Here is a 13,625-nt window from a genome sequence, read left to right as displayed (position 1 = left end):
CACGGGCGGCGGTCGCTGGCAAGTATTCAGCGCTCGCCCCGAGGAGGCACATCATCGTCACAATCGCGGAGCCGTCGCCGGCTGTGCCGGAGCACCGGCCATTCTACCGGCATCTCTACGTCCAGGTGATCGCGGCGATCGCGTTGGGCGTGGTCGTCGGCCACTTCTGGCCGGGCACCGGTGAAGCGATGAAGCCGCTCGGCGACGGGTTCATCAAGCTGGTGAAGATGATCATCGCGCCGGTCATCTTCCTCACTCTTGTCACCGGTATCGCCGGCATGAAGGAGATGGCGGCGGTCGGGCGGGTTGCGGGCAAGGCGTTCGCCTATTTCCTGTTCTTTTCGACCCTGGCGCTCATCATCGGCCTGATCGTCGCCAATGTCGTCCAGCCGGGCGCGGGCATGAACATCGATCCGGCCAGCCTCGATCAGGGCGCCGTCGCCACCTACACCGAAAAGGCTCAGGAAAGCAGCATCACCGCCTTCCTGCTCGGGATCATCCCGACGACGATGGTCTCGGCGCTGACCGAAGGGTCGATCCTGCAGACACTGTTGGTCGCCATCCTGTTCGGCATTGCGCTGGCCCTGGTGGGTGAGCCCGCGCGCCCGGTCCACGACATGCTCGAGCGCCTCAGCCTCGTCGTCTTCCGCCTCGTCGGCATCTTGATGCGAGCGGCGCCCATCGGGGCGTTCGGGGCGATCGCCTTCACCATCGGCGCCTACGGGATCGGCACGCTGGCCAATCTCGGGCTGCTTCTGGCGACCTTTTATCTGACGTCGTTTCTGTTCGTGGCAGTCGTCCTGGGCCTGGTGGCGCGCTTCACCGGCTTCTCGCTGTTTGCGCTGCTGCGCTATCTGAAAGCCGAACTTCTGCTCGTGCTGGGGACGAGCTCGTCGGAAGCCGCGCTGCCCACGCTGATCGACAAGATGGAGCGCGCCGGCTGCTCACGCAGCGTGGTCGGGCTGGTCGTGCCGACGGGCTATTCGTTCAATCTCGACGGCACCAACATTTACATGACGCTGGCAGCGCTGTTCATCGCGCAGGCCTGCAACGTCGACCTGTCACTTGGTGACCAAATTGCGCTGCTGCTGGTCGCGATGATCAGCTCCAAGGGCGCGGCAGGTGTCACCGGCGCGGGCTTCATCACCCTTGCTGCGACCCTGTCGATCGTTCCTTCGGTGCCGGTTGCCGGCATGGCGCTGATCCTCGGCATCGATCGCTTCATGAGCGAGTGCCGGAGCCTCACCAACTTCATCGGCAATGCAGTGGCAACGATCGTCGTTGCCCGCTGGGACAACGCGCTCGACCGCGACCAGCTCGCCGCGGCGCTGAGCGGCGCGCCCGGTCGCCCGCTACCCGGCACATCGGACGCCAAGCAAGACATCGAAGGCGAGCTGCAGGCCCTTGGCGCTGCGCCGCAAGATTAAACGGGGAGGAGAACCCATGTCATACAAGACCCTGCTGCTGGCCACCGTGTTCGGCGCCGCCACCAGCCCGCTCACGGCGCAAACGGCAGCACCTGCGCCGTCTTCTCAGTCTGCGCCAAGCGCTGGCCCAGACGAGCCGTCGGTGGTCGGACCGACAGGCCAGGTGGATGAAGCATCGCCGCCCGCGCAAGGCGAGGCCCCGGCGCAGGATATCGTGGTCGTCGGCAGCCGCATCGTAGGTGCTCGTGTCACCGATGCCTTGCCCGTGGTGGTCGTCAACGAAGACAAGCTCGACGCCATCGGCGCGGTCAGCGGCGACGAATTGATCCGTGCCATCCCCCAAATGGGCGACGTCACGTTCAACCCCGGCAACAATGCCCAGACCAGCAATGCCGCGCGCGGCGACGTCGGTTCGGTCAATTTGCGCTCGCTGGGTGTCGGCAACACCTTGGTTCTGCTGAACGGCCGCCGGGTTGTTACTCACCCGGCAAGCCAGGGGCTGTCCGATACCGGCACCGTTCCCGTGTTGAGCTTCAACAGCAACGCCATTCCAACCCTCGGGCTGAGCCGCCTCGAAGTGCTGCTCGAAGGTGCGGCCGCGCTTTATGGGTCCGATGCGGTGGCGGGCGTCGTGAATACGGTGCTCAAGACCAATTACGACGGCCTCCGTCTTGAAGCCCAATATGGCGGCGCCGAAGGCACGCACCTGCGCGAGCTCCAGGTGGGCGGCGTGTTCGGCCGAAATTTCGCGCGCGGCAACATCACCGCCTCGGTTGAATATACCGAACGCGAAGCGCTGCGTGCGTCCGACCAGGAGTTCACGGCGTCGGCTGATCTGCGACCGTTGTTTGCCGACGATCCCGATTTCGGCGGGCTGACCGGACCCGACACCAGGGCGACTCGCGGTGTCTTTCCGGCGCTTCAGGTGCCGGTGACGCAAGGCCGCCCGCGCCGCGGGACCACCAACCTGACGTCGGCCGCCGGGTCGTTCACCGTCCGCCCGGTCCAGTTCGGTGGCTGCACCTATGCGCTCACCCCCGAGCTTTGCCTGGTCAATACGGCGCTTGCGACCGGCGGATCCTTCCGCGACGTGCGCTACGACACGGCGGTGGGAACAACCGTCTATCCTGCGGTGAAACGCATCAACGCCTTCGCCGCCGGCCATTATGACCTCACCGACGGGCTCACCCTTTTCACCGAGCTTGGCTATTACCATTCAGACACGACCCGCATTCAGCCGCCGGTGATCAACCTCAACAGCATCACCATTCCGGCGAGCAACTATTACAATCCGTTCGGGCCGACCCTGATTAACGGGCAGCCAAACCCCAATCGCATCCCTGGCCTCACCGGCGTTCCGGCCGAGGGGCTCCCGGTCACGCTCACCAACTATCGCTTCGTCGACACCGGCCCCCAGCGCGTCGACGTCACCGGCGAACAGCGCCGCGCGTTGATCGGGATCAAGGGCGAAACATTCGGCTTCCGCTGGGACAGCGCCTTCACCTATTCCGATGCCAAGGCCGAGGACAGCTCCTTCGCGGTACGCAGTTCGGCCCTCCAGCGTAGCCTCGCGCTCAGCACGCCTGACGCCTACAATCCCTTCAACGGCGGCTGCACCGCGACCCCCAGTTTCGGTGACTGCACGCCGAGCAGCCAGGCCGCGATCGATGCCATCGGCTTTCAACTGAAGCGGCGGTCCCGGACCACCCTCACGATGGCCGACTTGCGAGCGTCGCGCTCGCGCCTGTTTGCCCTGCCAGGCGGCGACGTCGGACTTGCCCTCGGCGTCGAAGTGCGCCGCGAGACTCAGCGCGACGACCGCGACGCGGCGGTCGATGGCTCGTCACCGTTCGTGGATCTCGTCACCGGCCAGATTACCATCAGCGACGCCGCGGCGGTCAGCGACAATCCCGACACCTATGGCAAGCGCACCGTGTCGGCGGGCTATGCCGAACTTGCGGTTCCGGTCGTCTCCGAGGAAATGGGTATTCCGCTGGTCCGACGCCTTGATCTCCAGCTGGCTGGGCGGTTCGAACATTACAGCGACTTCGGCAGCGTCGCACGGCCCAAGGTTGCGGCAGCGTGGGATGTGATCGACGGCATCCGCCTGCGCGGATCCTATTCCAAGGGTTTCCGGGCGCCCAACCTCGAGCAGGTGAACGCCGTCGAATATGCCCGCCTGTCGACCACCCAGGACTTCATCCGTTGCGAAGCCGACCTGCGCGCCGGTCGCATCACGTCCTTTGGCGGATGCGGCAACAACGTTGGCTATTCGCGGCGGGTGTCGGGCAACCCCGATCTTCAGCCTGAGAAGAGCACCAACTACAATCTCGGCACGGTGCTGGAAGCCAAGTTCCTGCCCCGCGACATCGGCAAGGTCACCCTGACCGCCGATTACTGGTCGATCCGGCAGAAGGGTATCGTCGGCATCCTCGGCAACGACACCGCGATCGCCCTCGACTATCTGCTGCGGCTGCAGGGATCATCCAATCCCAACGTGGTTCGCGCCGCCCCCAATGCCGACGACATCGCCGCCTTCGCCGGCACCGGGCTCACCCCGGTCGGCCAGATCACCGCCGTGCGCGATCAGTTCATCAATCTTCTTCCGCAAACCGTTCGCGGGGTTGATCTCGGCGTTTACTGGACCACGCCACGGACCCGCGCCGGGCGCTTCGACCTGTCGTTCAACGCAACGCGCCTGATTGAATTCTCGCGTCCGCCGGGCGACGCGGTCGACGCCCTTGTGGCCGCGCGGGCCCAAGGTCAGATCAATGCTGCGACCCCGCTTCCCGAGACGCAGGACCTGATCGAAGCGAATGGACGATCGAAGTGGCGCGCCACCGGCTCACTGACCTGGTCGATGGGCCGCTTCCGGATCGGCAGTTTCGTTCGCTACACCGGCGCGGTCGACGAAACCGGCTTTGTCGACGCGAACGGTACCCCTTACCGCGTGAAATCACAGCTCACTGCGAACCTCTATGTCGAGACCAAGCTGCTGCTCCCCGAGGAAGGTGCCGACGTGCGCTGGCGGATCGGCGCACGCAACATCACCGACGAAAAGCCGCCGCTTACTTCCGAGGGATATCTGGGGGCGCTCTACAACCCGTACGGCCGCTACCTCTACACCTCGTTGACGACGGAGTTCTGAAGATGAAGTTCGCGGCTGCCCTGCTGGTGACATCGCTGCTCGGGTCGCCCGCCGCCGCCCAGGCACCGAAGCCGGAAGCGGCACCGCGAACGATCCTGTTCATCGGCAACAGCTTTACCCAGGGCGCCCATTCGGCGGTGCGCAACTGGCGCGCCTCGTCCGTGAGCGATCTCAACCGCGCGGGCTACGGCGGTGTGCCAGCGCTGTTCAAGGCATTCACCGAGCAGGCCGGCCTGAATTACGCCGTCAGCCTCGAGACGCAGGGCGGCAAATCGCTCGGCTTCCATTACGATGAGCGCCGCAGCTTGTTCGACAAGCCGTGGGATGTGGTCGTGCTGCAGGAATTCAGCACCCTCAATCGGGAACGGCCCGGCGATCCTACGGCCACCGCGCGAGACACCGCCCGCCTCGCCGAGCTCCTGCAGCGCCGCAACCCGAAAGTGCAGATCAACCTGATGGCGACCTGGAGCCGGGCCGATCTTACCTACAAGCCTGGCTCGCGCTGGTCGGGAGCGAACATCGCGGTCATGGCGGGCGATCTGCAATCAGCCAGCGAAGCCGTTTGCAAGCAAGTCACCGCCGTCCAGCAGGTGCTGCCGGTTGGTACTGCCTGGAACCGGGCGTTCGAAACCGGCGTCGCCGATCCCAACCCTTATGACGGGATCGAATTCGGAAAGCTCGGTTTGTGGGCTTACGACCATTACCATGGCAGCGTCCCCGGCTATTATCTGGAAGCACTGGTGGTCTTCGGCGCGGTCACCGGCATTGATCCGACGACCCTGGGCAAGGACGAGCGGGCTGCCGATGAGCTCGGCCTCAGCGACGAGCAGGCGGCCGCTCTCCAGAAGGTAGCCAGCGACGAAATCGCTAGCCGACGAGGCGGAAGGTGCCAAGTTAGCCGACGTTAGGTGGCGTTGCGGATGACTCAATTGCGAGCGCGCCCGCCTTCAGACGCTCGTTCATGCCCACCGGGGTGATGGCATGGCGCCCTTCCCGGCCGCTCGGCTCTTCGATCGCCGAATCCTGAAAGCATTCGCACCGTCGGGCGGGCAGCGCGGGTTGCTGTTCGACTCGCGACGCTGTTGCCGGTGGGACAAACGCCGATGATCGCACCCTACTGAGCGGCGGCGAGTTGGCTCTCGGGAGCCGCGTCGAGGCCGTAGACGTCGGGCGCGTAGGCCAGCGTTCCGTCGTTGCCGGGCCGTACCGTCAAATAGGTCAGGAACACGGGTACCGGCGTCGGCAGTGCGACGTTGAGCTCGGGCTGGCTGCTCTCCGCCACCGGCTCGCGGCCAAGGAGCCAGCGTCCGAGACGTGACGCATCCTCCAGCCGGACGCAGCCGGAGCTGAAGGTCCGCTCGGCTTCGGCGAACAGCTGGCGGTCGGGCGTGTCGTGGAGATAGATGCCGCGATCGTTGGGAAACTCGAACTTCATCGCCCCCATCGAATTGCCGCGACCCGGGCGCTGGCGCACGCGCGCCTCGATCCGGCCATCGGCGACCGCCTGCCAATCGATGCTCGCGGGGTCGACCACCGTGGCATCGGCGGTCCAGCCGGTCAGCACCTCATAGTCGCGGGCCTTGAACCAGCCGAGACCATTCTTGAGCACGTTCTGCGCGATGTTACTGGCGGCAAGGTCCACAGGCACGTTCCAGTACGGATTAAAGGTCGCCTGGCGCAGCGTGCCGGCAAGGAGCGGCGTCTTCATGCCCGGCTTTCCGACCACCACCTTCATCTGATCTACGACGCGGCCGTCCTCGATCATCATCAACTGCTGGCTGGCGATGTCGACCAGGACGAAGCGGCCGTCCGACGGCAGCAGGCGCGAGCGCTCGAGGCTCGCTTTCAACGCACGTGGCGGGGTGCCGAGCAGGCGCATGTCGCGGATCGCCGCGTCGCGCAGGGCGGCGTGGATTGGGTTCACGTCCACGGTTCGGCGGACGTAATCGGCGAGATCGGGCGCGGCGGCAGCGCGCTCCAGCACCTCGGCCGGGCTCGGCACACGCGGGGCGAGCGACGGGTCGGCATAGATCATGGAGTTGCTGCCCGGCCATTTGAGCGCTTGCGCATGCAGCACGAAGGCATTGCTCATCAGCCGCTCGGCCTCACGCGCGGCGCCCGGCATGCCGACGTCCGCTTCGCCCAGCACGCGCTCGATCCGGCTGGCAAGCTCCGGCCCTTGCCCAAACCCATCGACGTCGGCCGTTCGCAGCGCCTCGAGCAGCGTCCGCACAGCGTCGGGCGATTGCAGCCACAGGGGCTGCTGGCGAGCTTCGTAGAAACGCGCTACGGCACTTGCCGCCGGCATCCGGTCGCTAGTAGTGGCGGCGGTCGCGGCGGGTGCCGGCACGGCTCCGCCCAGCGCCACCGCCCAAAGGGCAGCGCCGAGGAACAGTCGATGGGGCACAGCGAAATACTCGTCTAATCAGTTGCTTGCCCGTTTAACGAACGGTTGACTGACAAGTTCAATGCGGACTTCCGCCGATCCATCGTTCGAGTCTCGCCTTGAAACCCTGGCGGGGCGGAAGCGGAGCGGGCGGACCTTCATCGGCAGGCTCTTCTTCGGGATCGAACAGCTGGAGGTTACGTGGCAAGCGCGGGCGAAGCGTCTCGCGGCCTCGCATCACGTCTTCGGCAAGTGCCAAGGCGCGATGCACGTCATTGCCGGTGAACGGCTTGAGCAACAGGCCAAGCGCAAGGTCGGGCATGGCAAAGCCCGGTGGCCTTCCTGTCACGAACAGGCAGGGTACGCCGGCATCATTGAGGCGCACCGCGACCGAGAAGCCGGTTGAGCCGTGGGCAAGGTGGAGATCAACCAGCGCGAGGTCGGGCTGGCCATGTTCCAGCAGTTCCAATGCCGAGGGCAGGTCGGAGGCGATCCCCACCACCCGATAACGAGGATTGTCCTCGACCAGGTATCGGAGGGTTTCGGCCAGCGGCCGTTCGTCCTCGACTATCAATATCTTCAACACCTTGCACGCCCTCCCGGGCGGCAAGGCCGCCCAGCCACGAGGGTTGCAGGGCGAGTCGGCAATGCGAATCCCGGGTTGAGCGGGTTATCGGTGAACCGAGTAGTTACGGAGCCGAGACGTCATGACGTCACACTTGACCGCACGAATTGTGCAGTAACCGCCTGCTTAGCTGGCGCGGTAGAAGATGTGGGCGCCGATCTTTTCCACCTTGGCGAGCCGGCGGCCCCAGCTCGGCGCGACATAATCGGCATGGTACCAGAGGACATCGCCGGGCAGCGCATCGGCGAAGTTGCCGACCGCAATACGGGTGATCGCCTGCGCATAGGCCCAGCTGGCGCTCTCACGGTTCACCGCCGGCACGTGGCCGGTGCGCGGATTGACGAAGCTGAACTGCCATGGCTGCTTGACCACGTCGCACCAGCTGCCGGGATAGCGGCCCGAAGCAGCGCGGTTCATGATCACCTCGGCAACCGCAAGCTGCCCATCGAGCGGCTCGCCGCGGGCTTCGTGATAGACCGCAATGGCGATGCACTCTTCCTGTTCGGTCAGGGCAGGCGCTGCGGTCTGCGTCTTGGCCCATACCATCGGCCACAAGCCGGCGTGGGTAACTGCGGGGCGGACACCGGTGGTGCCCGTCGGCGGCGTCACGCCGGTTACCGGACGTGGCGCGGTGGAAAGAATAGCTGCGCGGCCCGGACCAACCGGCTGAAGAACAGTGGCGGCGGGGGTCGGCGTGACCTGAAGGATCGGGGTCGGCGCGCTGGAAGGCGAAGTGTTGGCAGGAAGCGCAGTCACGGCGGCGACCGGCGTGGAAGCGGTGGCGGTGGTTGGTGCAACCGGAGTTGCTGCGAGTGTGCTGACCTGAGCTGCGGCAGGAGCCGCAAGGCCGGATGCGGCCAACAGGAAGACAATCGCGGGCACGCGGCCCAACGCCAAACGCTTGATCAAATCATTCTCACTATTCTGCGGTCGAGGGTCCGGCCACGCTACACATCCGCACCCCTCGGGTGCAGCGGCTTCGCCCTCGTCCGACTTGCCCTGGTGCTCCCCGAAACGTGGGTGGCACCGTCGCTCTCGTCTTGTTGACGGTGAGATATGAAGAAAATGATGCGCGCACAGCCGTTAATGGCTGAAGCGAGCAGGCGGCGGGACGAGTTGCGGGAACGGTTCCCGATCCGGGACAATCGATCGGACGAGCGGACAGATCGCAGCGGTGAGTTGAAAAACGGCCATTCAGCCTACTTGCCGACTCAGTGACAGAAAAAGGGCCCCGACTTGCTGTCGGAGCCCTCCTGAATGTCTTAGGCGGCTTCGGCCTTGCGGCTCTGGCGCTTGCGCTCGTGCGGATCGAGATGCCGCTTGCGCAGGCGGATGACCTTGGGGGTCACCTCCACCAATTCGTCGTCCTGGATGTAGGCGATTGCCTGTTCCAGCGTCATCCGGCGCGGCGGGGTAAGGCGAATGCCTTCGTCCTTGCCGCTGGCGCGGAAGTTCGTGAGCTGCTTGGCCTTCAGCGGATTGACCTCGAGATCCTGCGGCTTGGCGTTCTCGCCGATGATCATGCCTTCGTAGAGGTCATCGCCGGGCGAGATGAACAGGACCCCGCGCTCTTCGAGCATGTTGAGGGCGTAGGCCTGTGCCTTGCCCTTCTCCATCGAGATTAGCACGCCGTTCTGGCGGCCGGTGATCTGGCCCTTGTGCGGCCCGTATTTCTCGAACAGCCGGTTCATGATGCCGGTGCCGCGGGTGTCCGACAGGAATTCGCCGTGATAGCCGATCAGGCCGCGCGACGGGGCGCTGAAGGTCAGGCGGGTCTTGCCGGCACCGGACGGACGCATGTCGGTCATCTCGGCCTTGCGCTGGCTCATCTTCTCGACGACCGTGCCGCTATATTCATCGTCGACGTCGATGACGACGGTCTCGTACGGCTCTTCGCGGCCGTTCGGGCCGTCCTGGAACAGCACGCGCGGGCGGCTGATCGACAGTTCGAAGCCTTCGCGGCGGAGGGTTTCGATCACCACGCCGAGCTGGAGTTCGCCGCGCCCGGCGACTTCGTAGCTGTCGTTGTCGTGGGCGACCGTGACGCGGATCGCCACGTTGGTCTCCGCCTCGCGCTCCAGCCGCTCGCGGATGACACGGCTCTGCACCTTGTCGCCGTCGCGGCCGGCGTACGGGCTGTCGTTCACCGCGAAGCTCATGGCGAGCGTCGGCGGGTCGATCGGACGAGCCTTGATCGGGGTGGTGACCGACGGCGTCGCGATGGTGTTCGACACGGTCGCGTTCATCAGGCCGGCGATGGCGATGATGTCGCCCGCCTGCGCCTGTTCGACCGGCACGCGCTCGAGGCCGTGGAACGCGAAGATCTTGGTCGCGCGGCCTTCTTCGACCTTGGCGCCGTGGACGTCCAAGGCGCGGATCGGCTGGTTGATGTGCAGCGTGCCCGATTCGACGCGGCCGGTCAGGATGCGGCCGAGAAACGGATCGCGGTCGAGCAGCGTCGCGAGCATCTTGAACTCGCCGTGGATCGGCAGGCCCGGCTCGGGAATGTGGGAGACGATGGTCTCGAACAACGGGGTGAGATCACCGTCACGAACGGTATCCTCGCGCCCGGCATAGCCGTTGCGGCCCGAGGCGTAGAGCACCGGGAAATCGAGCTGCTCGTCATTGGCATCGAGGCTGAGGAACAGCTCAAAGCATTCGTCCAGCACTTCGGCGGCGCGGGCGTCGGGGCGGTCGATCTTGTTGACGACGACGATCGGCTTGAGGCCAAGGCCAAGCGCCTTGCCGGTGACGAACTTGGTCTGCGGCATCGGACCTTCGGCGGCGTCGACCAGCAGGATCACGCCGTCGACCATCGACAGGATGCGCTCCACCTCGGCGCCGAAGTCGGCGTGGCCGGGGGTGTCGACGATGTTGATGCGCGTCTGGTTACCCTCTTTGTCGGCCCATTCGACCGATGTGCACTTCGCAAGAATCGTGATCCCGCGCTCTTTTTCGAGGTCGTTCGAATCCATCGCCCGTTCTTCGACGCGCTGATTGTCGCGGAAGGTGCCGGACTGGCGGAAGAGCTGGTCGACGAGGGTCGTCTTGCCGTGATCGACGTGGGCGATGATCGCCACGTTGCGGAGGTTCATTGCGATGTCCTTGGAAAAGTAGCGGCGCCCTTAGCCGATTAGGTGCGTTGCAGCAATGGCAGCAGGAGGAAGATGATGCCGCAAGGAGACAAGGGCGCTTACACCGACAAGCAGCGCCGCAAGGCCGAGCATATCGAGGAAGGCTATGAGAAGCGCGGCATGAGCGCGAAGGAGGCCGAGCGCCGGGCCTGGGCAACTGTTAACAAACAGGACGGCGGCGGCAAAGAGAGTGGTTCCGGCCGCTCCCGCAGCCGCAGCGAGGCCGCGAAGAAGGGCTGGGAAACACGCCGAAAGCGCGCCGCTAAGTCCTAACGGTGAGCACCGTCCGAAGAACGCGCCGCCGCCTCCCGCGTTCGCTCTGGGTACTCGGCTTCGTCAGCCTGTTTATGAACCTATCGAGCGAGATCATCCACCGCTGCTGCCGCTGTTCGTGACAGTGACGCTGGGCGCGAGCGTGGCGGTGCTTGGCGCAATCGACGGGGTGGCGGAAGCGACCGCGAGCTTTGCCAAGCTCCTTAGCGGGCGGCTAAGCGACAAGCAGCAGAAGCGTAAGCCGTGGATCCTCACCGGTTATGGCCTGGCGGCGTTGACCAAGCCGCTGATGGCGCTCGCCGGCAGCCCGCTGGCGGTGCTCGGCGCACGCCTGGTGGACCGCACCGCCAAGGGCCTGCGCGGCGCACCGCGCGATGCACTGATCGCCGACGAGACCCCGCCTGAGCAGCGCGGTGCCGCTTATGGCCTACGCCAAAGCTCCACACCGTCGGCGCCCTGCTGGCGCCGCTAGCGGCCGCCGGACTGATGATCTGGCTGGCGGGTGACATTCGCAGCATCTTCTGGATCGCCGTCATCCCGGCCTTGGTCTCGGTCGCGATCATTCTCCTTTTCCTGCGCGAGCCCGAGCGGCACGCCGGTACGGCCAAGCCGCCGCCGCTGCTGCAAAGCTTTCGCGAGGTCGACAGCGGCTGCCGGCGAGTGATCCTGGTCGCGTTCCTTTTCACGCTGGCGCGTTTTTCCGAGAGCTTCCTGGTGCTGAAAGGCGCGACGCCGGCCTTAGCCTCGCCACCGCGCCGCTGGTGCTGGTGGTCTTCAACCTCTTCTACGTGCTGCTTTCGTATCCGGCCGGAGCGCTCGGCGACCGGCGCGATCCAAGGCTGATCCTGACCGCCGGAATCGCGCTGCTGGTAATCGGCAATGCGGTACTGGCGACGGCGAGCGGCCTGGCCGGCGTGATCGTCGGCGTCGCCTTGGGGGTGCGCATATGGCGCTGACCCAAGGCCTGTTCGCCAAGCTCCTTGCCGACGTCGCCCCGCCGCACCTTCGCGCCACTGCCTTTGGCCTGTTCAATGTCGCGACGGGCATCGGCCTCCTGCTCGCCAGCCTTGGCGCCGGGCTGCTGTGGGACGCCGAAGGATCGCCGGCCACCTTCCTTGCCAGCGCAGCGGTGGCGGTGGTCGCGGGGGCGATGCTGTGGCTGCTTCCCGCGCGCTAAACGGTCGGCTGAGCGCCGTTTGTTCACACCGCCGTCGGGCTGAGTTATGGTGACGACGTTTTTCACAGGGAAGTGTGAAGCATGACGGACATTACGCTCGGCGCAACGCGCACAGCATCTCGCGGCTACTGGATCGGAGCGGTTCTTTCGACGCTGTGGATGGCGATCGGCTGCTTCATGTATCTCTATGAAGTGACGCTCGATCCGGCGACGCTGGAGCCTGATCTCCGGGCCATGACCGAAGCCATTCCCGACTGGATGTGGGCAGCCTTTGCGCTGTCGGTCTGGGTCGGTCTTGCCGGAACCATCATGCTGCTGCTGCGCCGCCGCCTCGCCGTCCCGCTCATCGGCTTCTCAATTCTGGCCGAGCTGGTGCAGAATTCCGCCTACTTCATCGACCCCGAACTGAAGGGCGCGACGCCGGCCGGAAGCTTGTGGCTGCCCGCGATCATCACCGCCATCACCTTCTGCGTTTTCCTGTTCGCGTTGAACGCGAGCAAGCGAGGGATTCTTCGTTGAGCACCTTTACCCTCGACACGGCAACCAGCCGGGCAACGCCCTCGCCCGTTCCCGGCAAGCGGATGACCGTGCCCGGCCTCAAGGGGCGAAAGGTGGACGGGACGACCGAGCAGCCGATCGTGATGCTGACCGCGTACACCATGCGGACGGCGCAACTGCTCGATCCGCATTGCGACCTGCTGCTGGTCGGGGACAGCCTGGGGCAGGTGATTTACGGCCTGCCCTCGACCGTGCCCGTGACGCTGGAGATGATGTGCGCCCACGGCGCCGCGGTGGTGCGCGGGAGCTGGCACGCGCTTGTCGCGGTCGACATGCCGTTTGGGAGCTATGAGGCGAGCCCGGAACAGGCCTTCGCCAGCGCCGCGCGGGTGATGAAGGAAACCGGCTGCGCGGCGGTGAAGCTCGAGGGCGGGGAGGCGATGGCGCCGACCATCCGCTTCCTTGCCGAGCGCGGCATTCCGGTGATCGCCCACGTTGGCCTCACCCCGCAGGCGGTGAATGCGCTCGGCGGCTATGGCGCCCGCGGGCGGAGCGAAGCGGAAGCCGCCAAGATCCTGCGCGATGCACAGGCTGTGGCCGAGGCCGGCGCCTTTGCCGTGGTGCTCGAAGGCGTCATGGAAGATCTCGCCACCGACATCACCCGCAAGGTCGCGATCCCGACCATCGGTATCGGTGCGTCGGCCCAATGCGATGGGCAGGTGCTGGTGACCGAGGACATGCTCGGCCTGTTCGAGCGCACGCCGCGGTTCGTGAAGCGCTACGACGATCTGGCGACCCGGATCGGAGAGGCCGTCGCCACCTATGCCGGGGAGGTGCGCGATCGAAGCTTCCCCACCGCCGACCAGACCTATCGGCCCAAGAGCTAGAAGCGCAGCGCAAAACTGGCTAGGAGCGCTTCGCTTCTAAGCTTCCGTTCATCCGGCCCGGCCGATGAGC

Annotated in this window: 14 protein-coding genes; 10 read left to right on the top strand and 4 right to left on the bottom strand. The window is 65.6% G+C overall.

The window, feature by feature from the left end; all coding sequences use genetic code 11:
- Window positions 1–83 precede the first annotated feature (83 nt).
- The 3 genes from ACP69Z_RS05865 to ACP69Z_RS05855 are packed head-to-tail and all read left to right on the top strand — an operon-like array spanning window position 84 to window position 5,483.
- Window positions 84–1,427 (top strand): dicarboxylate/amino acid:cation symporter, encoded by a 1,344-nt coding sequence (locus ACP69Z_RS05865; protein ID WP_426266589.1) that lies wholly within the window; start codon window positions 84–86, stop codon window positions 1,425–1,427.
- A gap of 16 nt (window positions 1,428–1,443) precedes the next feature.
- Entirely contained in the window at window positions 1,444–4,575 is a 3,132-nt protein-coding gene (locus ACP69Z_RS05860; protein ID WP_426266588.1) for a TonB-dependent receptor domain-containing protein, read from the top strand.
- Window positions 4,576–4,577: 2 nt separating this feature from the next.
- The gene (locus ACP69Z_RS05855) at window positions 4,578–5,483 is read left to right on the top strand and encodes a DUF4886 domain-containing protein (protein WP_426266587.1); all 906 of its coding nucleotides are present in this window, start codon (window positions 4,578–4,580) and stop codon (window positions 5,481–5,483) included.
- Window positions 5,484–5,689: 206 nt separating this feature from the next.
- On the opposite strand, the gene ACP69Z_RS05850 is transcribed toward ACP69Z_RS05855, so the two are convergent.
- From ACP69Z_RS05850 to typA, 4 genes are all read right to left on the bottom strand, one after another.
- On the bottom strand, window positions 5,690–6,982 hold the full coding sequence (locus ACP69Z_RS05850; protein WP_426266586.1) for a L,D-transpeptidase family protein: 1,293 nt from the start codon (window positions 6,980–6,982) through the stop codon (window positions 5,690–5,692).
- Between the two features lie 58 nt (window positions 6,983–7,040).
- The gene (locus ACP69Z_RS05845) at window positions 7,041–7,535 is read right to left on the bottom strand and encodes a response regulator (protein ID WP_426266585.1); all 495 of its coding nucleotides are present in this window, start codon (window positions 7,533–7,535) and stop codon (window positions 7,041–7,043) included.
- A gap of 177 nt (window positions 7,536–7,712) precedes the next feature.
- Window positions 7,713–8,468, bottom strand: a complete 756-nt coding sequence (locus ACP69Z_RS05840) for a cell wall hydrolase (RefSeq protein WP_426266584.1) — start codon at window positions 8,466–8,468, stop codon at window positions 7,713–7,715.
- 380 nt (window positions 8,469–8,848) lie between these two features.
- Window positions 8,849–10,681: a translational GTPase TypA gene (gene typA / locus ACP69Z_RS05835; RefSeq protein ID WP_426266583.1), complete on the bottom strand. Its 1,833-nt coding sequence runs from the start codon at window positions 10,679–10,681 to the stop codon at window positions 8,849–8,851.
- A 75-nt stretch (window positions 10,682–10,756) separates the two neighbouring features.
- On the opposite strand from typA, the gene ACP69Z_RS05830 reads away from it, so the two are divergent.
- The 7 genes from ACP69Z_RS05830 (at window position 10,757) to panB (ending at window position 13,555) form a co-directional block, all read left to right on the top strand.
- Window positions 10,757–10,993 (top strand): plasmid stabilization protein, encoded by a 237-nt coding sequence (locus tag ACP69Z_RS05830; RefSeq protein WP_426266582.1) that lies wholly within the window; start codon window positions 10,757–10,759, stop codon window positions 10,991–10,993.
- Window positions 10,911–11,465 (top strand): MFS transporter, encoded by a 555-nt coding sequence (locus tag ACP69Z_RS05825; RefSeq protein WP_426266581.1) that lies wholly within the window; start codon window positions 10,911–10,913, stop codon window positions 11,463–11,465. The genes ACP69Z_RS05830 and ACP69Z_RS05825 overlap by 83 nt, the downstream gene beginning before the upstream one ends.
- A gap of 14 nt (window positions 11,466–11,479) precedes the next feature.
- Window positions 11,480–11,836 carry a hypothetical protein gene (locus tag ACP69Z_RS05820; RefSeq protein ID WP_426266580.1) on the top strand — a complete coding sequence of 119 codons (357 nt, stop codon included), beginning with the start codon at window positions 11,480–11,482 and terminating at the stop codon, window positions 11,834–11,836.
- Entirely contained in the window at window positions 11,755–11,949 is a 195-nt protein-coding gene (locus ACP69Z_RS05815; RefSeq protein WP_426266579.1) for a hypothetical protein, read from the top strand. Before ACP69Z_RS05820 ends, ACP69Z_RS05815 begins: the two co-directional genes overlap by 82 nt.
- Window positions 11,940–12,170: a hypothetical protein gene (locus tag ACP69Z_RS05810; RefSeq protein WP_426266578.1), complete on the top strand. Its 231-nt coding sequence runs from the start codon at window positions 11,940–11,942 to the stop codon at window positions 12,168–12,170. Before ACP69Z_RS05815 ends, ACP69Z_RS05810 begins: the two co-directional genes overlap by 10 nt.
- 81 nt (window positions 12,171–12,251) lie before the next feature.
- The gene (locus ACP69Z_RS05805) at window positions 12,252–12,689 is read left to right on the top strand and encodes a hypothetical protein (protein WP_426266577.1); all 438 of its coding nucleotides are present in this window, start codon (window positions 12,252–12,254) and stop codon (window positions 12,687–12,689) included.
- A complete protein-coding gene (gene panB / locus ACP69Z_RS05800; protein WP_426266576.1) occupies window positions 12,686–13,555 on the top strand; it encodes a 3-methyl-2-oxobutanoate hydroxymethyltransferase in 870 nt (289 codons plus the stop codon). Before ACP69Z_RS05805 ends, panB begins: the two co-directional genes overlap by 4 nt.
- Window positions 13,556–13,625 lie beyond the last annotated feature (70 nt).

This window comes from Sphingomonas sp. LHG3443-2 (genome assembly GCF_049896405.1).
Classification (GTDB): Bacteria; Pseudomonadota; Alphaproteobacteria; order Sphingomonadales; family Sphingomonadaceae; genus Sphingomicrobium.
The sequence above is the reverse complement of the archived record's forward strand: the minus strand, read 5'-3'. Positions and strand labels throughout refer to the sequence as shown.